This window comes from Paenibacillus sp. GYB006 (genome assembly GCF_036577645.1).
Lineage (GTDB): Bacteria > Bacillota > Bacilli > Paenibacillales > Paenibacillaceae > Paenibacillus.
In genome coordinates, this window is sequence record NZ_JARBDA010000004.1 from 224,802 (window position 1) to 246,374 (window position 21,573).

Here is a 21,573-nt window from a genome sequence, read left to right on the forward strand (position 1 = left end):
GACAAAACATGTGGAATAAAGAAGAACGTATTCTTACTGACGATGCACAAGAAATAAAGGGAAAAAGTGAACAAGTTCGAGAAATGAAATTGACGAATGCGGTTCAGCGAGGGATTGAACAAGGGAAACGGCGGCAGAAGAAACGACTCTTCTCCTATGGAGGCGGTGCATTCATTACAGCGATTGTCGTACTGTTTATCCTGTCTTCCATTGTACAGCCGAATAAAGGAGAGAATGCTTTGACAGGACAGCAAATCACCCAGTCAGTCACGACTAAAAGTTGGAGCGATTCCGACTTATTTATGGAAGCTTCTGGGCTAGAAAAGGCACTTGGAAATGTGCTGAGTAATGACTTGATTCAGCCGGTATATCAGAGCACAGAGAAAAATGGATACCAGTTTGAGGTACTTGGTGCAGTTACAGATGGTCGAAAATTGTATATCATGTATAGTGTTGAAAACAAAACAGATGAAGTGATTTTTCATATTGGTGAACGTTTTCAATATGGAGGTTATGAAATATCCGGATTGGGTGCTTCAACAGAGTTAACTCAACCAGGTGACAATAACATCCAGCCAAATGCAACTAAAAACTTTATTTATGCTACGAATATTCCTGAGTCCATTATCTATAGTAGTAATCAGGCGATCTACGAAATCAATGTGTATAAAGAGAATCAGAGTCAAACTAGCATAGAAGTCGCTTTTGAATTAGACACAAATAGGTTTGCAAGCCAGACTGATTCTTTTGATATCAATAAAACAATGCAGATTGATGGTCAGAAAATTCATATCAATAAAATTGTCTATACACCGCTTCATACTTATTTGGACTTGGAATATGACTCCAAGAATACGAAAGATATCTCTCAGCTGATCAATCCCGTATTGATTGGGAAAGCAGGGGAGAAATCAGAAAAGTTATTTTATCCAAAGGTACTTACTCCTAGTAATTCGGGCCTGTTTTCAAAGGAGAACCAAAGGACTCTTGTATTCTACAGCAGTAAACTGAATCATTTTGATTCGATCGCACTGAACATTCAAGGGATCTCGGCACTTGAAGAGGAACAGAAGAAGATTGTAATTGATCTAAGCAAGAATGAGATTGTCCAAGCTCCGGACAACGATCTGCAAATGATAAAGTCATCGGAAGAAGCAGATGTCGGCGATGTATTGTTCCAACGTGAAATTGAAAATGCTGTTACTTTGAGAAGTAGTTCCATGTGGTTGGATTCACAATTTGAGGATGCAGATGGAGTAAGCCATGATCAAGAACCAAGTGGGGGCGTTAGGGCTAGTGGATTCTCCACGTCGTCAAAAGATGATATGGGAGAAGACCACTACTCTTATAATTTTGGAGCTGATGCTGTGAACTATCCGCAGCCCCTTACAATCAAGATCAAAAATTATTGGAACCCTATATTGGAAGATCAAACTATACAGTTGTATTCCTCATCTAAATAAAAAAAAGCAGTGGACTATGGTATTTACATGCCGTAGAACACTGCTTTTTATTGCTTATATAAACCATTCCAAATGCATTATTCATCCGATTTACACTTGGAAAATGTCTCCTTAATCTCTTCGAAAAAAATATTAGCGGCCTTGGAAAACACTTGATGTTTCTTCCAAACAATATTTAATCCAGATTCAAGTCTTGGTTCTAAGGGTCTAAAACATAGATTGCTGTCACTAGATGTATTTGCGATCTTGTCAAGGGTAACTGCATAACCGATACCTTCTTCAACCAGTATGGCAGCATTATAAACTAGATTATATGTCGTAATCGTATTTAATTTATCGTAATCTTCCCCAAACCACTCAGAAAATTCATTCCTAGATAGTCCTGTTTTAATAGCTTGTCTCGATAAAAGGAGAGGAACGCCTATTAAATCTGTCTTTTGTATGCTTTCTTTTACAGCTAGGGGGCTATCTTTTCTCATAACAACTCCCCACACATCTTTTGCCGGGATATTGATATAATTATATTTTGACAAATCGGCTGGTTGAATCAGAATTCCAAAATCAAGTAACCCCTTATCAAGTTGCTCTGTCACATCATCGGAGTTTCCACTATAAAAGTGGTATCTAATCGCTGGATATTTAATCTGCAAACTTTTTACGGTTCGCGCTATTAGCTTCATAGCATCTGTTTCTCCGCCGCCTATGTATACATCTCCCCCTATCGTTTCTTCCATCGAATGAAATTCTTCTTCCACTTTAACGACCATATTAATGATTTCTTCTGCTCTTTTTCTTAGGATCATGCCTTCTTCTGTAAGAACAACATGGTGACTTTTCCGAATAAATAATTTCTTTCCTAGCTCCTCCTCGAGCTCTTTTAATTGCCTCGACAAAGTTGGTTGTGTTACATGCAAAAAATTGGCTGCTCCTGTTATACTTCCTTCTCTTGCGACAGTAAGAAAATAACGTAGAACCCTTAATTCCATATCACATTCTCCTTTCTATATTTTAGTATATACATTTATGAAATGCTTATAAAGCATATGTTGATATAAGATATAGGTAATTGCTATGTGCAATAAACACGCTAGAATAAATTACAAGGAGGTTTTACTTATGATAATTGTTAAAGCTCGAGCTGTCGATGGTCCAGATAAACCATTTCGGCAAGCTGAAATTAAAAGACGTGATCTTGATTCACATGATGTTCTGATTGAAATTAAGTTTGCAGGCATCTGTCATTCTGACATCCATACGGCCCATGGTGATTGGGGTCCTGTGAATTACCCTTTAGTCCCTGGTCATGAGATTGCGGGTATTGTCACAGATGTGGGGCCCAGCGTTACGAAATACAAGGTTGGAGATCGGGTAGGGGTAGGATGTATGGTTGACTCCTGTGGTGAATGTGAAAATTGCCGTAAAGGAGAAGAACAATACTGCCTTAATGGAAAAATAGACACCTATGCTGCATTTGACAAGTACGGACAATATACGCAAGGTGGCTATTCTACTCATATCGTCGTACCTGAAAGTTTCGTGCTCAAGATACCTGATAATATAGCACTTGACGTTGCGGCACCCTTACTATGTGCAGGTATTACGACATTTTCCCCATTAAATCATTGGGGAGCCGGCCCAGGAAAGAAAATAGCAGTAGTTGGCATGGGCGGCCTTGGACATATGGCTGTAAAAATTGCGCACGCCATGGGTGCAGAAGTTACTGTGCTGTCACAAACATTAAATAAAAAGGAAGATGGCTTGCAATTTGGAGCTGACCACTACTATGCGAGTAGCGATCCAGAAACATTCAATACACTTTCAGGTTATTTTGACTTAATTATAAATACAGTAAGTGCAAAAATAGACATGGATGCTTACTTTTCACTGCTCACTCTTGACGGAACTCTAGTTAATGTAGGTGCTCCTGGTGAGCCGTTATCACTCAATGTGATGTCGCTGATCGGCCATCGTCGATCATTTGCTGGCTCAATGATTGGTGGAATTCGTGAAACCCAAGAGATGCTTGATTTCTGTGCTAGACATAACATTGTTCCCAAGATTGAAATAATTACAGCCGACCAAATTGACGAAGCCTATGAACGCGTCTTAGCTTCCGATGTGAAGTATCGATTCGTGATTGACATCAGTACAATGTGAGCTGACAAAATAAAAAGTAATTTTTAGCGTGACTAAATAGCCTAGTTTTTTAGTCATGCTAGACGTCAGGAGTAATATCTGGATGAAGTTGATTTCTTCATAGATGATTTTGGAGGTTAATATTTTGGCAAATCATAAAAAATTACTCGTATTTATTTTAACCATTGGCGTTTTCGGCATCTTGAATACTGAAATGGGGGTAATTGGGATCTTACCGGAGATCGCTGAGCGCTTTAATGTTAGTGTATCAGCGGCCGGATGGCTGGTGAGTATTTTTGCGATCGGTGTTGCCATATCCGGACCAATTATGCCATTACTATTTTCAAGGTTTGATAGGAAAAAAGTGATGGTATTTGTTCTTAGTGTTTTCGTAATTGCAAACCTTATATCTATCTTTACAACTAGCTTCGTTATTTTGCTAATTGCCCGAATAATTCCTGCTCTTTGCCATCCGGTGTACTGTTCTCTGGCTTTTTCTGTTGCTGCTGATTCAGTCAGTAAGGAAGAAGCTCCAAAAGCAGTAGCAAAAGTTTTTATTGGTGTATCAGCAGGAATGGTTGTCGGTGTACCCATCGTAAGCTTTATTGCTGGGATATCCAACTTACAGATGGCGATGGTGTTCTTTGCTATTGTTAATATTGCAGTACTCATAGCTACATTACTATTCGTACCGTCAATACCTGTTAAAGAAAAAATCTCCTATGGTAAACAGTTAAATGTATTAAAACATTCCAACACATGGATTGCGATTATCATTGTCATTTTAATTAATTCGGCTATATTTGGTGTTTATAGCTATCTAGCAGAATTTTTACAAACGATAACAAATGTATCATCTAATATAACCAGCCTTATGTTATTTATTTACGGTGCAGCTAATATTATAGGAAACATCCTAGCTGGAAGATTACTCATTGATAAACCTGTTAAAACGATCGTAGCTCTTCCTTTTCTGATGGGGGCTACCTATATCATATTGTTTTTCGCAGGACAGTTTACCTTACCAATGGCTCTTATTACATTGATTTGGGGAATATTAGCGGGACTAGCTGCTAACATCAATCAATATGTGGTTACAACAGCAGCAGCAGACGCTCCTGATTTCGCTAACGGTTTATTTTTATCAGCTTGTAATATAGGAACGACAATTGGCGCAGCGGTAGGCGGGATATTTATATCCGCAATGGGTACACAATACGTCGTGCTAGTAGGATTATTATCGCTGATATTAACAGTGGTGTTTATCCTACTCAGAAACTATCTGAATATAAAACAAATGAAAAGGTTCGGTTAATTTTGAGAAATAACCGGACAAGAAGGTCAAGGTCCTTTTATCATAGAATAATATAGAGGTCAGGGCTCTTTCTTAGACCGTAACGTATACCATAAAATAAAGAGAAGAGGGGAATTGCGAATGGGTTATAAGAATATATTATTTGATCTAGATGGAACTCTCACCGATCCGAAGATTGGAATTACAAAATCAATTAGCTATGCTCTAAACAAAATGGGAATAATGGTAGAAAGTTTAGATGAACTTGAGATATTTATTGGTCCACCGTTAGCTGTATCTTTCCAGGACTTTTATGGTTTTGATGAAGCGAAGACGAATACCGCAATTGAATATTACCGGGAATATTTTAGTATAACGGGTCTTTACGAAAACGAAGTGTATACAGGAATAAAAGAGCTATTGGAGCTGCTTACTAAGGATACGAGCAATCGTCTTTTTGTAGCTACTTCGAAGCCGCAGGTTTTTGCCCAGCAGATCATAGATCACTTTGAACTCAGTTCGTACTTTGAATATGTTTGCGGTAGTGAACTTGATGGAACAAGATCAGCCAAAGCGGAAATTATCGGTTATCTACTGGAGAATTTCAATCTGAATCCTGAAGAAACCGTCATGATTGGAGACCGCAAACATGACATCATAGGAGCACATCATCATGGAATTGCTTCAATTGCAGTTGGTTATGGGTTTGGCAGCAGAGAGGAACTTATTAATATTCAGCCTACGTATCTAGCACAGAGCATTCAAGAACTCGCTGAACTTCTCAGTGCAGATCAGATCGTACACAGCCAAAAAGGTTAGTAGAGTATACCTCTAAGGGAGGATTACCTTGATGATTACCTATCAAAGATGGACCGTGATCATTTAATCGAGATTTCTGCCAATCATGAGTGTCCGAATTGGAAAGGTACTGCTTCAAGAGATTGAACAACGTTACTTACTCGAGCTACATAGCGGGGGAGCAGCAATCGGATTTTTTGATGGTGAACGGTTAATCGGATTCGGAGTTCTTGCACACCGGCTTAGAGGGAAGAACCAGGATCAACTTCAGGTGGACTTGATGTATGTTTCAAGAGCAATGGCAGCGTCATAACTGAGGAGTTGGATCAGGAGCTTTTTGATAAATAACCCAAAGATATACATATGGTGATACAGCTGTAGTTTAAAGATCATAACTTCCCCCATGACAAAAAACCTCGAAATTTGAGGTTTTTTGTTGTAAAAAGATTCAAAATCTTGAGAAAACATCCTAGAAAACAGTTTAGAAAACGCTTACAATTACTTTTGAAACCAAGCGTGGATGATATAAGGTCCACCGAATAGGAGGATGAATGAAGTTGAACAAGAAGGGATTAGGGAGGAAATTAATGACCGTATTACTCAGTGTATCTATGCTGCTATTGACGCTAGGTTCAGTAGGCAACTCGCCTGTTGAAGCTGCACCTAGTTTTGCTAAAGGAGCTGATATAAGCTGGGTGGCAGGAATGGAAGCACAAGGGTACAAATGGAAAGACAAGAACGGAGTCACTCGAGATGTACTGGAAATATTGAAGAACGATTATCAAATGAACTCTGTTCGTTTACGTGTATGGGTGAACCCAAATATGAGTGATTACGCAAGCGGTTACATGAATGCAGAGAAAGCGTCTGAACTAGCCTTACGTGCAAAAAAACTAGGTATGAGTGTTATGCTTACCCTGCATTACAGTGATTCTTGGGCAGATCCAGGACAGCAGAACAAACCTTATGCATGGCGTAATTATACGTTTGAGCAGCTAATGGATGCTGTGTGGACTCATACTGTGTACGTGATGAATACGATGAAGAACAAAGGAGTTACTCCAGACTGGGTGCAGATCGGCAACGAGACGAATGATGGAATGCTGTGGGATGACGGGAAAGCATCGGTGAACATGAAAAATTACGCATGGCTAGTGAATACAGGTAATAACGCAGTTAAATCGGTTAGCAGCAGTACGAAGACCATCGTTCATATAGCGAATGGTGATAACGGAACGGTACTTGATTGGAATATTGGTGGACTTGTTGCAAACGGAGCGACTTTCGATGCTGTTGGTCTATCCTTGTACCCGTCTTCCACAGACTGGTCTAGCGCAGTAACAAAGACAGTAACAAATGCGAAACTTATGGTCTCGAAGTATGGGAAAGAAGTACTCATGTCCGAAATTGGAATGGACTACAATCAACCCACTGAGGCTAAAAATTTTATTGCCAAAATAAAAACGGAATTCCGCAATATCTCTGGAGGTAAAGGTTTAGGCGTATTCTATTGGGAACCGCAAGCTACACCAGGATATAATGGGGGTTACAATAAAGGAGCTTGGCAAGCAGATGGTAAACCAACCATCGCATTAGATGGATTCTTGAATTAATAGCACACTTATATTTTTTAAATCGTTATAATAGACAGAAAGAGCCGCCATTAGACGCGGTTCTTTTTGTTGTCACACAATTAAACCGGCTTTCACTCAATCGATCGTATAAAGTGCAAGAATTACATAGATATAATGATAAATCATAGGCTATAATTAGCCAAAGGGATTATTCCTCTGACTGCATATCAATAATAGGCCAGATCGCTTGAGGGAAGGGCTGAACTAACTAGACATAAAGGGGGGGATAATGGTTGGTTGAGATTGTAAGAGGTGATATTGCTTATGCTGCGGAGGATATCATTGGCCATCTGGTGAATTGTAAGGGAATCATGGGAGGCAGTATTGCAAAACAAATTAAAGTAGAATACCCAGAAGCCTATTCTTCCTACATTACACTGACCAATAGTGAGATTTCACTATTAGGACAAGTTCAATTTATTCAGACCAAAGGAAAGTTCATCGCGAATCTCTTTGGACAGAAATATTATAAAAGAGGTATATTACGTAAAAAGCAATCGTGTAATAAAAAAGCGTTAGAAAAAGCATTGGTGGAACTTCGCCACTTTGCTAAGTCTCATCAATATTCTATCGCTTTACCTTATCGTATGAGCTTTAATCGGACGGGTACGGAGTACCAGGATATCCTTAATATAATTCACCGGGTGTTCGCTGATTATCCGGTCACTTTATATTCTATTATTGATCTAGAAAATCAAAGTGAGGAAGAGTGAATTACATACTTACGCTCTCAGCAAGCTGTCATACATACATATAGCTTATTTCATCATATGTTCCATCATGAAGCCGTCATTTTGACGGTTTTTGTTTGTAGACGAGATCAGTTTTGATTTTTGGCCGATCAGCTGGGAACGTGCGGAACGAATGGCCTCTTTTCATGAATCAAAAACGACAATTATCGCAGACAGTAAACTTCTCTATGTTCGTTCTGAGGAAGATAAAGAGCGTTTCTTGAAATTACGTGATACTATATTGGACTTTCAAAGACCAGAGAATCGTATGAAATGGGTTGAAAAAGCAGAATCGGAATTGGATAATGTATATGTACACTTATATAAGTTAGAGACAGCAAGTCTTCCCAATCAGATCACTTTTTACCGAATCGAAGCTCACGCTATCCTAACGAACTTACTTGAAAGTCTAGCACTCTTAAATCAAACGTATTTCACCAAAGGTTTCGGTAAGAATAGAGAGCAAATCATGGGCTTTCCTCTTAAACCAGCTAACTTGGAGAAAGACATGAACATCATATTACATAGTGATCGAAGAGAAGACATCTTACAAGCTTGTCAGCAGCTGACAAAGGAAACACTTGAAATCATTTTAGCTGAAAAAGAGAAGTACCCGGGCTCTCCTTCATACCCCGATCGACTAAAAGGATTTTACGAAGAGTTCAAAGGAGCGTTAGATAAAATCATTACAGCTTGTGAACAAGGTGATTATGATACTGCCTTCTTCAATAGCATTCATGTGCAGGATGAAACTGCTCGTTCTTTATATTTCGCTGAAAAGGGGCGCTGGCCAACGAACCTGACCTCACATTCGGCCTACATGGATGGATATATAAGAGCAGGACTTCCTGAACTGATTCCACTATTAGATGTTAATCGTTTATCCGTATTACAAGCAGCTGTAGAGCGCCTGAGCACATTACTAGAACACCATCTTCAAGTAAATGGTGTTATCATTAATCGATTCGATGATAATGAACACTTTGCCGCATTTCTTCGAGACTCACACATTAAATAAAACAATCCTTAAAAATGGTAAGGAAGAAATTCTTATTCGTTTAGAGGAATATTTCGGGGCTTTTTTTGTTGAAGAAGTGCATTAAGATACAAAAATTAGACCCTACTGGCGAAGTGCTGGTAGGGTCTTTGCCTTGTTTCTAAGAGATCTCGTTTATATTGTTACCTTTAACTAATAGCGTTGTGAATATAAATGTTAATAAGACGATGATACCCAAACTTGCTATTTGTAAAAAGGTGTTAAGTGGTTCAGGGAATATGATATATTGGAAAATTATATCTTTAAAAATAAAAAATAAAATTTTGAAGATTCCCCAAAACACCAAAACATTAATTACCCATTTTCTGATGTTGATGATAATATCACCTTCTTTATTAACTTATTAAGTATTTATCTGTATTTTCTGCAACTTCTCCATTATCTTGGAAATTTTTATTTAAATCAATATTTTCGAAGCCATCTGTTTTTTCAACAGCTTATAATTTTCAAATACATAGTATCACCGACTGAAAACGATTTGTCAGATCATCAATATAAGTTTCGTACACCGATGTCACATTAAGTCCCTACCAATAGTTATATATCATAAGCAGTTAAAAAAGGGTGGACGAAAGGGGGAACGGGGCGTTGGAATTACAAGATCATATTGATCAGATTCTCCAGGGTCATGTGGAGTTATTTGAGCAAATTGTGCAGAAACATCAGCGAAGTATTTCTACCTTCTGTTATTTTATGCTTGGTGACCAGCAGGAGGCAGAAGATGCGACGCAGGAGGTATTTTTTAAAGCTTACCGGAATTTAGGCAATTATCGACATAACAGTGAAGCACTCTTTAAGTCATGGCTGTATAAGATTGCATCGAATTACTGCAGCAGTTTACTGCGAAGGAAGAAAATGTGGCAGCTTCTCATGCCCTTGATTCGTAATGAAGAATCTGAGAAAAGTGCAGAACAGATTTTTTCTGAGCAATTTGATCCTCATTTGCCCTGGATGAAAGTATTAAGCCCGGGCGAGAAAGAAATGTTAGCGCTGCGAGTCATCGAAGATAAGCCTTTTGATGAGATTTCTCAGATCTTAGGTATTAGTCCGGCAGCCGGGAGAAAGAGATATGAACGATTGAAGAACAAACTAAATAAGAATAGAACCCAGTGGGAGGCTTGGAAGTATGAACAACGAACAGAAAGTTGATCAATTGATTAAGTGCATGCAAAATCAAAGTACAAGCTTACCTGATATGGATGTGAAGGATCGTGTAATGGATCGGGTGTACAGCTTTCACAGATTCCATTTTACTAAAGATTTCGGGAGAAAAATACGGAAGTATCCGGTATGGCTTACAGCGGCAGCACTTCTATTCGTCACAACGGTATCCGTCAGTGCGGCGACATTCTTTACAACAGACTGGAACGGGATTCAGGTTAGGATTGATGGTTCTATTGAAGGTTCGACTCCAAATGCCTCTGTGGGCAGTAGAGCACCTTTTAAAACGCAGCTGGATGAAGCCGTCGCTAAGATGAGTGATACTTGGAAGGTCGTATCCATAGAAGAAGCGGAAGAGCAAATGGATTTTACTGCATTAAGACCGAAAATAATAGATCCTAATTATATTTTATCTGAATCATTTGGCGTACTCACGCATGATACCAACTACCGAGTAAAGTCAGCAGATGAATGGTGGTTAGGCGGGATATATGATGTGTTTCGCTTGGATCAAAACGATATTGTTGTTAAGCAAACGATAGATCTTGAGATGACACAATCAATTAGGGATCAAAAGACAATGTCTCTCACCTTCCAAGATGCCTCATGGGAAAATATCGAAATAGCTAATGATGCGCTGGCGATGTATACTACAACCGGTAATGAAAACTTATTGATAATTAATTACAAAAATTCGCATCATCAGGTGATCTCTATTGAACTACAGGGAAATGTTACAAAAGAAGAGTTAATCCAGCTGGCTAAAAGCTACCTTTAATGTGATAGACATATCTTAATTCAATGATGATGAGCAGGCGCTTTGGCGCTTGCTTTTGTTTTTTTGACTGTATACACAAACAACTATAATATGAAAACATGAATTACATAGGAGAGGAATTATACCATGACTAAAAAGATGTACTACGATTCTGCTTATCAGACGGAGTGGGAGACAAATATAATAGAAACCATCGAGAGAGAAGATGGTTATGATGTCGTTTTAGAAAAGACTGCTTTCTATCCGCACGGTGGTGGACAACCCTGTGACACAGGCTACATTCAGGGCATTCCAGTAATAGATGTCGTAACTCATGGAGATCGTGTCCTACATAAGCTTGATCGTGTTCCTGAGGATCGTGCGGTATCATGTAAGATCGATTGGGACCGGCGATTTGATCATATGCAGCAGCATAGTGGACAGCATTTACTCTCGGCAGTATGTCTGGATTTGTATGAAATGAAGACACTGAGCTTTCATTTAGGTGTTGATTATTGCACGATTGATGTGGAAACGGCTGAACTAAAAGCGGAGCAACTTGAGAACATTGAGCGCGAGGCGAACCGCCACATCTATCTCAATCATCCGATTCTTTCTTATTGGGTGGATGAGACAGAAGTGAAATCAATCAACCTGGTGAAACAGCCTACCGTGAGTGATGATATTCGTATTGTAGAAATCAAAGATGTGGAATACAACGCATGCGGTGGAACACACGTCTCGTCAACGGGCGAAATCGGTATCATTAAGCTGCTCAAAATGGAAAAACAGAAGGGGAACACTCGTATTTACTTTAAATGTGGATATAGAGCGCTAGAAGAGTTTAATGAAACACAGCAGATCCTCGGAGCTTTGTCCTCCCGATTCAAAACAGCGAAGGATGAGATTCTTCACCGAATTGAGAAATGGGAGCAAGAGCAAAAACAACTGCAAGCGGAGCTTGCTCTGCTTAAAGAACAAAATAACGAGTATCTTGCAGCGCAGTTACTAAATAACCAAGACGGAAATATCATTGCAGAAATCTTTGAAGATAAAACAGTTAAGGACCTGCAAAGCCTAGCAAGTACACTTTCCGCGCGCAGTCATGCTGCGATATTGCTGACAACCAAGGCAGAGAATAAAGTTGTCTTGTCACAGAATAAGGAAGCAGGTCATTCCTGCGGGGCATTTTTCAAAGCTCACTTAGGAGCGTATAACGGAAAAGGCGGAGGCAGCGAGATACTGGCTCAGGCAGGATTTTCAACTTGGGAGGATGCTCAAGCATTTTATGAATTTTCCTCTCAGACCCTTAAAGGACAATAGAGAAGCAGAAGAACAGGATGAGCCTAGCAGGGCTTGTCCTTATTTTTTTGTGAAAGGATACAGCGAAATGTTATCGAATTAGATGAATACCAGACTTTTGGAGGGGATAACTTGATTTCTGAACTGACTATACAAATTCGAGTTTCGGATTTTGAAGAAGGGCTGCATTGGTATACAACGTTATTACAAAGGACACCTGATTTTATTCCTCACAACGGTTTTGCTGAATGGGAAGTCTTACCTGGTTGTTGGCTTCAAGTAGCCGAAGGTATTCCCTCTGAAGGAAGCGGCCCCATCCGGTTCGGGGTAACTTCAATTGAAGAAGAAAGAAGCAGATTGATGAGTGAACTTCATATGGTTCATTTTGAAATATGCTCAAGAGAAGAGGTGCCTGCTAAATGGGCTACTTTTGCAGATCCTTGGGGGAACCGGCTAGGTTTCTTTGAAAATATTAATGAGTAACGGAGGTGGGTCATGTTTGGGTATATGGAGGAATTCACGGAGCACTACACTATGTTGCTGAAATACACTAACTTTACCGCTACCGATCAGTCAATATCTCCATCTTATGAATTTACATATCAACATCCAAATGATCCTCATCTTAGGAAGCTCCGCGAGCAATACCATTTGAACGAAGTTGCGGGTACAGGGGATGAAGTATCACAGATTATCAATTTGATGAAATGGGTGGATCAAAGATTGATACATGGAAATGAACCTCCACCTAAACTTGTTCATGCCCTTGCTGTGTTAGAGATGACGGAACATGCAGTTATGAAAGTGAATTGTTACGTAATTGCAACGGTACTAACTGAAGTTTATCTCAGTTTAGGTTTTCCTGCGCGCCGTATTCACTGTGGGCCTTATGATGCGTACGATCTGGACAGTCATGTTGTTACTGCTGTGTATTCGTATCAGCTCAGGAAATGGTTGTATATGGACGCTTCATGGGGTGTTTATGTTACCGATTCTGAAGGAGTCTTAATGAGTCCAGAGGAATTCCGTTACCATATGGCGTCGAATGTCCCCCTCATAATTCAAAGCACAAATAAGAATGAGGAATGGAGCGATTTCTACAAAGGCTATATGACCAAAAATCTGTTTTGGTTTCTTTGCCCATGTGATAGTCAATTTCATTACGAAGGTACCAACCCGAAGAAAGAGTTCTGTGCCTTAGTACCGGAACATTATTATCCCCTTGAACTCAGGGCCGAATCTCCATATCGAACTAGTGTTCATGTCACATCAGAGAACTCCGTATTTTGGCGAGCTCCCGAAGTATAACATCATATAATAGAATAAGAAAAAGCCGTAGTCTCATGACTTCGGCTTGTCTCATTACGCTGTCTTTACAAGGTATGTTGTTAATAGATGAGTTCAATCTCATGTTCTTGAAACAGTTGTTTCCATGTATCCGAAGGCTCTTGGTCCGTAATGACAACATCAATGTTTTCAAAATGAGACAAATGAACAAAAGCGGTTCGATCAAACTTAGTATGATCAGCCAAAAGAATAACTTGTTCAGCTTGTTGAATCATTTTCCGTTTAAGCTCACATTCTGCTTCGTTAGAATCCATAATACCGTGATCAAGAGATAAGGCTTTACAGCTCATAATAAACTTGTCTACATGATATTTGCGGGCTGTCTCATGCGCCACGGTTCCCACTAACGACATAGAAGGGGCTCTTAGCGTACCTCCCGTAGAAATAATCTGGTGACCTGAAGCAGCAAATTCTTGGAGTATAATTGAACTTGTAATTACGGTTAGACCTTGGCGCATATTTAGTATTTTCAGTAATTCGATAGAACTTGTACTTGGATCCATCATTAATGTGTCACCATTATGAATATACGAAAGCGCTTTCTGTGCAATATCTTGTTTAATGTGCAAATTGGTAGCATGACGCGTGTAGAAGGGGAGATCTTCATTGGAATGTCGGTTCATAATAGCTCCGCCATAGGTCCGGGTGAGCACCCCTTCCTTCTCCAGTTTCTCTAAATCTCGCCGTATGGTCTCTTCGGTGACTTGAAATTTTTGGCTAAGTTCGGATACGAGTACTCGTTTATCCTTGTTGGCAATATCGATGATCATCTGGCGTCTTTCGGCTGCGAGCATACGAACTCCTTTCTGAAACGAGGCAATATTTGTATGATTATTATAATTTGAAATCAAGAAAAAGTATAGAAATCGCCCGATATTAGACTGATAAGTGTTGATTTCGTAAATAAATATTGAAGTTTTGATCTATATCAGATATAATCGGGAACAATTCAGTTCTTTGTTACATAAAAAGGAGATTGCCTTATGAACTGCTTCCCATTATTACAATCTTATTATCATTTTAATCAGCGTTAGCACGCCTTCGATAAAATCGGAGGAAGGCTAACGCATTTCGCGTTTGGCCTTCCTGCGGCAAGTAAAAACGCGCAGGACCAAAAGGTCCGGCGCGTTTTTTATTTTTGCCAATGGAAGGGAGAGAATTACGATGATGAATACACAAATCATTGCTAATCAAAACTTACGGAACAAGGAACAAATCGAAAATTACACAAGAAAGGTCATCGCTTTGTTTTCTAAGGGCAATCAATTCATGATTGCTAGTGAAAAAAGTTCGAATGAAAAAGAGTCAGCAGCATGGGTTCGGATTCATAATAGCGAATCCCCTCAGATTGACAGCTTAAAACAAGAAGGTCAAATGTTGTGCATGGTGTTAGACATATTTGAACATTTGGAGATCCCAATCATCATTCGGTGGAGTGCTAAGCACGGAAGGAGAGATGCAGATTCCTCTTCACTCATTGATATGATGGATAAGTTAGGGATTCTGAGCCAATCTGAGTATGAAGATCTAAACTCTTTTTTATTAGAAGAAGGGATCGTGACCTACGAAATTATAGAGCAGGAGAGCCGGCAGGTACTTGGTACTGGAACAAGCTGGAGTAAGACGAGGTCTGCTGCTTGGCAGTTTGATACTCGGTTGATAGCTGGGGCCTACATGTCGATTCAAGAGAAGAGTCTGCATATAAAGAGAAAGTTCGATGTACTCATCCGATCTGGAGTAGAGCTTTTGTCTACATCGAGACTAATGGCTGCTGAACTGCGAGATGCTGGTTTCCAAGTTGAGATCAACCAAGTACCGGCTCTTACCGTAGATAGTGAACATGCAAGATTCATTACAGATTCAGAGGCACGTTACTTCATTACACCGGGTGAGAGACATAAGATAATTGGTGAGACCCCTGTATTATTAAAGGATCAGCTGGTACAGACCATGATAGATGTTAAAATGGATCACGCCATTCATTTGATGACTCAGGTTTTATTATAATGATATCTAATATATTCCGAGATTCAGAAGGTTTGAAATGGTTTATAAGCTCTATATGCTTTTCAAATCAGAAATTTTCATGTACATTAAAGAAGAATACTTGAAAATAAGGAAATTAGAGGAAAATAAAATGAATAATAATGTAGATATCTTAACGAAGGAACATATGACGATGGCTAACCTAGAAGAGTACGATCATCCTGCTCTATACGACGTGGAGAATGAAGGATATGATAGTGATTTTGCTTTTATTGAGAAATGGGCATCGCTCATGGGAGGCACGGTCATAGACCTGGCTTGCGGGACCGGAAGAACAACAATCCCTTTAGCAGAGCGGGGATACCCTATGATTGGAATTGATTTTCATGAAGGTATGCTTGAACGTGCTAGACATAAGTCTGCACAAGAGCATTCGGATATTCGTTGGGAACTACAGAATTGTGAGGAACTGAACCTTGATGTGAAGAGTGCACTTATATTTATGGTAGGTAATGGTTTTCAGCATTTCCTAACGAACGAAGCACAAGATAAACTGCTTCATTCTGTATGTAAGCACTTAAAAGAAAGCGGTATATTTATATTTAACACGCGTTTCCCTAACAAAGAAGAGTTGCTAGCACCGGCAGAAGAGGAATACTGGAAGACTTATAAGGACGAGCAAGGTAAAGAAATAGATGTGTATACAAAAAGTGATTACGATGCGCTGACGCAAGTGCAAGAGTATGAAATATCTCGCAGATTAAAACAAGAAGATGGAACAGTGCAGTCTGTTCATCAAAGCAGATTGAAACTCCGCTATACGTATCCGATGGAGATGGAAAGAACGCTCGCAAAACATGGTCTAAAGGTTATTGAATTGTATGGAGACTGGGAAGAGAATCCTCCCGCGGATTCGAAACCGGAACTGATATATGTCTGTCAGAAAGAAAAAGAATGTATCCAATAAGGAGCGGACCGAGAACCTTCTCGAAAGAGATATTTCTCGGTCTTTTTTATAAGAAAACTACCTGCGAGAGGATGAATGGTTTGAAACAGAGGACATTCTTTATGATTTTTCTCTTCATCATCGTAAGCCTTGTTGGAGTGACGATAGGGGTGCAATACGCTCGTACCTTTACCTCTTTCCAATATCTCGTCATGAAACATATAAGCGATACAGATGAAGTGACATCCCTCCGAATTAGTTATACACCACGGGATGAAGAGTGGATTGAAGTTACCGATCAGAATCAAATTCATGAGATAGTGGACGATTTAGCTGACATTCGACTGATGAGAACAAAGGATATCCCATCCTTCGATTCAATGATTTACAAAATGGAGATTGTAGTGAACAAAACTGATTATAGATTTACTATTGTCTATGGAGCAGATAATTATCTATATATCCGTACTAGTGGTAAGCTCAAAAATCACAAATCTTATTCTCAAGGATATAAAATCATAAGTGATTATGATCCAGCGGATGTATTGTCTATCAGTAATAATCATTAAGATAGAAATGTCGTAGATCTAAGGGGAAAAGAGGGAGAATGTTGAACAATGAATCGATTGAAATAAAGAAGATCAGAAAAAATACGCTTCGCTTGATTACAATTGTTGGCTTAGCCTGTATCAGTATCTTAGGCTATGCCGTCTATTGGGCCTTGTTCGATACGAATAGATTACCAAGAGGAGAATATCTTACAGAAGTGGACTCACCAGACGGAGCATATACAGTAAAAGCTTACCGTATAAATGGAGGAGCCACCACGTCCTTTGCGATACGAGGGGAGCTAGTCATGAACGACCAGAAAGGCAAGTCCAAAACGATCTATTGGAATTACCGCGAAGATAACGCAGCTGTGAAATGGATTGACAGCGACACGGTACATATTAATGGGCATACTCTAAACGTGCCTAATGAGAAATTCGATTTTAGAACACAATAAAATACATACAAAAAAAGGCACTGCTCCGAAGGAACAGCGCCTTTTAAAGTTACATAAAAAGATCCATAATGAGGACACCAGCAAGTCCTACCAACGAAATAATGGTTACCATGACAGACCAAGTTTTAATGGTTTTACCGATACTAAGGTTAAAGTACTCTTTGTAAATCCAGAAACCTGCATCATTCACGTGTGAGAAGGTAACGCTTCCCGCGCCAGCAGCAAGTACCATAAGCTCTGGACTTACTCCAGTTGCAGCAACAAGAGGTGCGGCAATACCAGCGGCTGTCATACCTGCTACCGTAGCAGAACCTACCGCAATTCTTAGAATAGCTGCGATCAGCCAGGTAAGAAGTAGCGGAGAGAGGCTCGAACCCGACATAAGATCGGATATATACTGATCAATATGGCTGTCAACCAGCACCTGTTTGAACGCACCGCCGCCTGCAATAATGAGGAGGATCATTCCGATACCGCTTACAGATTCACTAAGAGATTGCATAACTTCCGGCATTTTTTTACCTAAATTTAAACCGAAAGTGAAGATCGCGACAATAACGGAGATTAACAGAGCTACATTCGCGTTACCGATAAAATTAGTGATGGGTGCAATCGCTGAATCGGGTGCAACAAGTTCAACCACGGTTTGCAGTGCGATTAAAATCACGGGTAGTAGAGCAGTGAAAAGGCTGATTCCAAATTTAGGAAGTTCTTCTTCTTTAAATTCTTTTGGATTAAATAGACCTTTTGGAATTTCAATTTCTAGAAATTCTTTTTTGAATAACTTAGTATACACAGGGCCTGCAAGAACAAAAGCAGGAATAGCAATGATGATTCCTAGGATCATAGTGAGCCCGATATTAGCTTCAAACACATTGGCAACGGCTGTTGGGCCAGGGTGCGGGGGCACAAAACCATGCATCGTAATTAGGGCAGCGATTACAGGCATACCCAGATAAAGCACCGGAACTCTAGCTGCAAGAGCAATCGTAAATACTAAAGGAATCAAAACAACAACACCAGTTTCAAAGAATAAAGCGATTCCAACAATAGCAGCTGTAAAGACAGCCGCAAGCTGTGTTCTCTTTTCTCCGAAGGCACTAATCATCGTTGTCGCAATACGCTGCGCACCGCCTGAGTCCGTCATTAGCTTCCCAAGAATCCCCCCAAAGATAATAATCATGGTGAGATGCCCAAGTGTACCTCCCAGCCCAGATTCAATAGATCCTATGGCCTCGGTCGGTGTCATTCCTTCTAGCATAGCAACCGCTAGAGAAACAATAATCAAAGATAAGAAAGCGTTTAACTTACAAACCATCATTAATACTAATAATAGTACAACTCCAATAGTAACAGATATAATCGGCATTCATTTTTCCTCTTTTCCATTATCACTTCATTAAAGAAGGCCACTTCCATAAGGAGTGTACTCACATATTAACTTTTTAGATGAATAAACATTCTTCACGAAAGAGTAATTACTAAGTTACACCCCTTACTTCAGGACTCAGTTACAAATAAAACAGATTACTTTTTGCTTAACATTTCAACAACTTCTCTTAAATCCGTTTTCGTTCCTACGTTTCCAGGGAAGATAACATAGGAGATTCCAGGGAATTTGCTCTCATCATCTGTAGTCCAGACCGGAATTCCTGGACGAATTTGACCTGCTACCGTCGCTCTTTTTACTTCAAGACCGTTTGTTCCAATGTCACTTGAGGTAATGCCGCCTTTAGCAATAATGTAGGAAGGTCTAACTTCTAAACGTTTCACGATACTTGTAACTGCATCTGAAATTTTTACAGAAAGCTTCAACTCTTCTTCTTGTTTGCCTTCTCCAAGATCTAAACGTTCTCTTCTTGTGTATACGGCAACATTGGTCCCATTTAAAATAAGTTTATTGGTTTCTTCAATGACTCGATTCAATTCATTTTCGAATTTCTCAGGTTCTAACACAAGATGAACGTCAAACTCAATGAATTCGATGTCATTTGATTTTCTTAGTTCCTCGAATTGTTCCGTTGTTTTCTTAACATGGGATCCGATAATGACGAGTCCGCCGTGGTTAGTAGATTCACTCATAATCTCATCACGAGAGAGCAGGGCTTTATCACTCACACCGCCGATTACTTTTGTAAGTGCTGCAGCACTTCTGAACAGGAAGTTCTTTCCTTTATTCATTGCTCGAATAAGGGCAATGGTAAAGACTTTTACATCAGAATAGTCGACCGCATTCACAATTACTTTATTAAAATCTTCCACTTTCAGCAGCTGCTGTTCAATCGTTTCGATATCCACTGCGCGCAGGCTGTCCAGCGAAATATAAGTCATATCCTCAGCTTTATATTCACCGTTCGATTTTTCTTCAGCCCATTCACCTAAATGTGATTTGGTATAACCAAAGGTGCGATCTTTCGCAAATTCAGTTTCGCCGGCAGGAACGAGCTCCGTATCGTTTTGAACATAGTGAATATTATCAATGGTGAAACGGCCGCCTTCTTTAAAGAAAGGAAGAATGATCTCACCATCAAATTTCATATCCGAATTCGCTTCCACCGTTTCTTTCAACACTTGTGTTTCCAGTGGGTAGTGTCCGCGTAATGTAGAATCACCACGGCTGATGATGGTAAATTCGCGATCATTTCTCTTCGCAGCTTCCACGATATTTGCAGCAATTTCTTGATGCGCCTTTGTTGTTTCAGCAGCCGTAAATCCACGTGAATTCGTTAAGATAAAGAACATGGAGTTCTCTTCTTGAAAACCTTTTTCAATACTGTCCAAAGACCAATCCGTATAAACGGAAATACCGTGAACGGTTTGAACACCTGTTGGGTCATCATCGAGAACAATGATTTTTTTGTTGAAATTTGATAACTCTTTTTGAATCGTTTCATTCACATGCGTTGTATCAAAAGAAGGGATTTTGCTGAAGACTTCCTCCACAGATCTTTTATTTGTGCTCATTGCTAGAACCCCCAACTTCGACATTCGCTAGTTTTTCGTAATACTGTACGATACCGCCGTGATCATCCATCAGTTTGCCGTCAACTTTCAAGGCATGGAAGATTTCTAAGAGGTGACTAGATAGAGGGAGAGGTACACCAATTTCATGCGCAGTATCCATTACATTCGTAATATCCTTCATATTGATCGCAATTGTTCCACCTGGAGCAAAGTTTCTGTCCAAGATTAAAGGAACTTTAGCATCGAGTACTGCACTTCCTGCTAGTCCGCCTCGGATGGCTTGATACATCTTCTCAATATCGATACCTGCTTTTGCAGCTAGGACAAGAGCTTCTGACATCGCAGCAATGTTAAGGTTTACAATGATCTGGTTTGCGAGTTTCGCAGTAACACCGCATCCGCTGTCTCCGACGAGAGTAACAGCACTACCCATATCAAATAGAACTGATTTTGCTGCTTCGAATACGCTTTCTTTACCGCCGACCATAATAGCTAATGTACCATCTATAGCTTTAGGTTCACCGCCGCTGACTGGTGCATCTAAGAAACCGACGCCTTTTTGGGCTGCTTCTTCAGCAAGTGCTTTGGTAACGGCAGGGGTAATGGAACTCATATCAATAATAATGGAACCTTCTTTAGCTCCAGCTAAAATTCCGTTCTCACCGAGTACAACAGATTGTACATGTTTAGAAGCAGGAAGCATGGTGATGATGATTTCGCTGTTTTCCGCAACTTCTTTTGGTGTATTTGCAGCAGTTGCACCTGCTTTTAGTAATGTTTGAACCGCTTCTTGATTCAGGTCATTAACGATTAGTGTGTGTCCGGCTTTTCTGAGGTTTAAAGCCATTGGTTTCCCCATAATACCTAGTCCGATAAATCCTACTTTTTTTGCCATGATTTTTTCCTCCTATTAGAAAATTTTATGTAAGGTCTGAAGTGACCTTGATTTGGTTCTTGCCCATGTACTTCACTATAATCAGTCATTCGCTTA

Annotated in this window: 22 protein-coding genes; 17 read left to right on the forward strand and 5 right to left on the reverse strand. The window is 39.8% G+C overall.

Features of this window, described 5'->3' with window-relative positions:
- Positions 1 to 8: 8 nt before the first annotated feature.
- Positions 9 to 1,463 (forward strand): DUF4179 domain-containing protein, encoded by a 1,455-nt coding sequence (locus PV403_RS12295; RefSeq protein WP_332084818.1) that lies wholly within the window; start codon positions 9 to 11, stop codon positions 1,461 to 1,463.
- Positions 1,464 to 1,540: 77 nt separating this feature from the next.
- Here PV403_RS12295 and PV403_RS12300 read toward each other — a convergent pair whose 3' ends face one another.
- Positions 1,541 to 2,449, reverse strand: a complete 909-nt coding sequence (locus PV403_RS12300) for a LysR family transcriptional regulator (protein ID WP_332084819.1) — start codon at positions 2,447 to 2,449, stop codon at positions 1,541 to 1,543.
- Between the two features lie 130 nt (positions 2,450 to 2,579).
- On the opposite strand from PV403_RS12300, the gene PV403_RS12305 reads away from it, so the two are divergent.
- The 12 genes from PV403_RS12305 to PV403_RS12360 all read left to right on the forward strand — a co-directional run bounded on the left by PV403_RS12305 (position 2,580) and on the right by PV403_RS12360 (position 13,641).
- The gene (locus PV403_RS12305; protein WP_332084820.1) at positions 2,580 to 3,620 is read left to right on the forward strand and encodes an NAD(P)-dependent alcohol dehydrogenase; all 1,041 of its coding nucleotides are present in this window, start codon (positions 2,580 to 2,582) and stop codon (positions 3,618 to 3,620) included.
- A 124-nt stretch (positions 3,621 to 3,744) separates the two neighbouring features.
- Complete coding sequence (locus tag PV403_RS12310; RefSeq protein ID WP_442951757.1) at positions 3,745 to 4,914, forward strand: MFS transporter; 1,170 nt, start codon at positions 3,745 to 3,747, stop codon at positions 4,912 to 4,914.
- Positions 4,915 to 5,034: 120 nt separating this feature from the next.
- On the forward strand, positions 5,035 to 5,712 hold the full coding sequence (locus PV403_RS12315) for an HAD family hydrolase (RefSeq protein WP_332084822.1): 678 nt from the start codon (positions 5,035 to 5,037) through the stop codon (positions 5,710 to 5,712).
- A gap of 85 nt (positions 5,713 to 5,797) precedes the next feature.
- Positions 5,798 to 6,004: a hypothetical protein gene (locus tag PV403_RS12320; RefSeq protein ID WP_332084823.1), complete on the forward strand. Its 207-nt coding sequence runs from the start codon at positions 5,798 to 5,800 to the stop codon at positions 6,002 to 6,004.
- Between the two features lie 274 nt (positions 6,005 to 6,278).
- Entirely contained in the window at positions 6,279 to 7,304 is a 1,026-nt protein-coding gene (locus tag PV403_RS12325) for a glycoside hydrolase family 53 protein (protein WP_442951758.1), read from the forward strand.
- Between the two features lie 254 nt (positions 7,305 to 7,558).
- Entirely contained in the window at positions 7,559 to 8,038 is a 480-nt protein-coding gene (locus PV403_RS12330) for an Appr-1-p processing protein (RefSeq protein WP_332084825.1), read from the forward strand.
- Between the two features lie 91 nt (positions 8,039 to 8,129).
- Positions 8,130 to 9,074 carry a hypothetical protein gene (locus PV403_RS12335; RefSeq protein ID WP_332084826.1) on the forward strand — a complete coding sequence of 315 codons (945 nt, stop codon included), beginning with the start codon at positions 8,130 to 8,132 and terminating at the stop codon, positions 9,072 to 9,074.
- 627 nt (positions 9,075 to 9,701) lie between these two features.
- A complete protein-coding gene (locus PV403_RS12340; RefSeq protein ID WP_213533743.1) occupies positions 9,702 to 10,262 on the forward strand; it encodes an RNA polymerase sigma factor in 561 nt (186 codons plus the stop codon).
- Complete coding sequence (locus PV403_RS12345) at positions 10,240 to 11,052, forward strand: hypothetical protein (protein ID WP_332084827.1); 813 nt, start codon at positions 10,240 to 10,242, stop codon at positions 11,050 to 11,052. Before PV403_RS12340 ends, PV403_RS12345 begins: the two co-directional genes overlap by 23 nt.
- Before the next feature lie 126 nt (positions 11,053 to 11,178).
- Positions 11,179 to 12,354: an alanyl-tRNA editing protein gene (locus tag PV403_RS12350; RefSeq protein WP_332084828.1), complete on the forward strand. Its 1,176-nt coding sequence runs from the start codon at positions 11,179 to 11,181 to the stop codon at positions 12,352 to 12,354.
- A 111-nt stretch (positions 12,355 to 12,465) separates the two neighbouring features.
- On the forward strand, positions 12,466 to 12,816 hold the full coding sequence (locus PV403_RS12355) for a VOC family protein (RefSeq protein ID WP_332084829.1): 351 nt from the start codon (positions 12,466 to 12,468) through the stop codon (positions 12,814 to 12,816).
- A 12-nt stretch (positions 12,817 to 12,828) separates the two neighbouring features.
- Positions 12,829 to 13,641 (forward strand): transglutaminase-like domain-containing protein, encoded by an 813-nt coding sequence (locus PV403_RS12360; protein ID WP_213533749.1) that lies wholly within the window; start codon positions 12,829 to 12,831, stop codon positions 13,639 to 13,641.
- A gap of 80 nt (positions 13,642 to 13,721) precedes the next feature.
- Here the strand turns inward: PV403_RS12360 and PV403_RS12365 are convergent, their stop codons facing one another.
- Positions 13,722 to 14,474, reverse strand: coding sequence for a DeoR/GlpR family DNA-binding transcription regulator (locus tag PV403_RS12365; RefSeq protein ID WP_213533751.1), 753 nt, complete (start codon positions 14,472 to 14,474; stop codon positions 13,722 to 13,724).
- A gap of 370 nt (positions 14,475 to 14,844) precedes the next feature.
- Between PV403_RS12365 and PV403_RS12370 the strand changes: the two genes are divergently transcribed.
- The 4 genes from PV403_RS12370 to PV403_RS12385 all read left to right on the forward strand — a co-directional run bounded on the left by PV403_RS12370 (position 14,845) and on the right by PV403_RS12385 (position 17,618).
- Positions 14,845 to 15,687 carry a hypothetical protein gene (locus PV403_RS12370; RefSeq protein ID WP_332084830.1) on the forward strand — a complete coding sequence of 281 codons (843 nt, stop codon included), beginning with the start codon at positions 14,845 to 14,847 and terminating at the stop codon, positions 15,685 to 15,687.
- Between the two features lie 130 nt (positions 15,688 to 15,817).
- The gene (locus PV403_RS12375; RefSeq protein WP_249717413.1) at positions 15,818 to 16,633 is read left to right on the forward strand and encodes a class I SAM-dependent methyltransferase; all 816 of its coding nucleotides are present in this window, start codon (positions 15,818 to 15,820) and stop codon (positions 16,631 to 16,633) included.
- An 80-nt stretch (positions 16,634 to 16,713) separates the two neighbouring features.
- Positions 16,714 to 17,181, forward strand: a complete 468-nt coding sequence (locus tag PV403_RS12380; RefSeq protein WP_213533755.1) for a DUF5301 domain-containing protein — start codon at positions 16,714 to 16,716, stop codon at positions 17,179 to 17,181.
- Between the two features lie 41 nt (positions 17,182 to 17,222).
- Positions 17,223 to 17,618 carry a DUF5412 domain-containing protein gene (locus PV403_RS12385; protein ID WP_374705824.1) on the forward strand — a complete coding sequence of 132 codons (396 nt, stop codon included), beginning with the start codon at positions 17,223 to 17,225 and terminating at the stop codon, positions 17,616 to 17,618.
- A gap of 49 nt (positions 17,619 to 17,667) precedes the next feature.
- On the opposite strand, the gene PV403_RS12390 is transcribed toward PV403_RS12385, so the two are convergent.
- The 3 genes from PV403_RS12390 to garR form a co-directional block, all read right to left on the reverse strand.
- Entirely contained in the window at positions 17,668 to 18,987 is a 1,320-nt protein-coding gene (locus tag PV403_RS12390) for a gluconate:H+ symporter (protein WP_332084831.1), read from the reverse strand.
- Positions 18,988 to 19,145: 158 nt separating this feature from the next.
- Positions 19,146 to 20,582 (reverse strand): four-carbon acid sugar kinase family protein, encoded by a 1,437-nt coding sequence (locus PV403_RS12395; protein ID WP_332084832.1) that lies wholly within the window; start codon positions 20,580 to 20,582, stop codon positions 19,146 to 19,148.
- On the reverse strand, positions 20,569 to 21,477 hold the full coding sequence (gene garR / locus PV403_RS12400; RefSeq protein WP_213533763.1) for a 2-hydroxy-3-oxopropionate reductase: 909 nt from the start codon (positions 21,475 to 21,477) through the stop codon (positions 20,569 to 20,571). Before garR ends, PV403_RS12395 begins: the two co-directional genes overlap by 14 nt.
- Positions 21,478 to 21,573 lie beyond the last annotated feature (96 nt).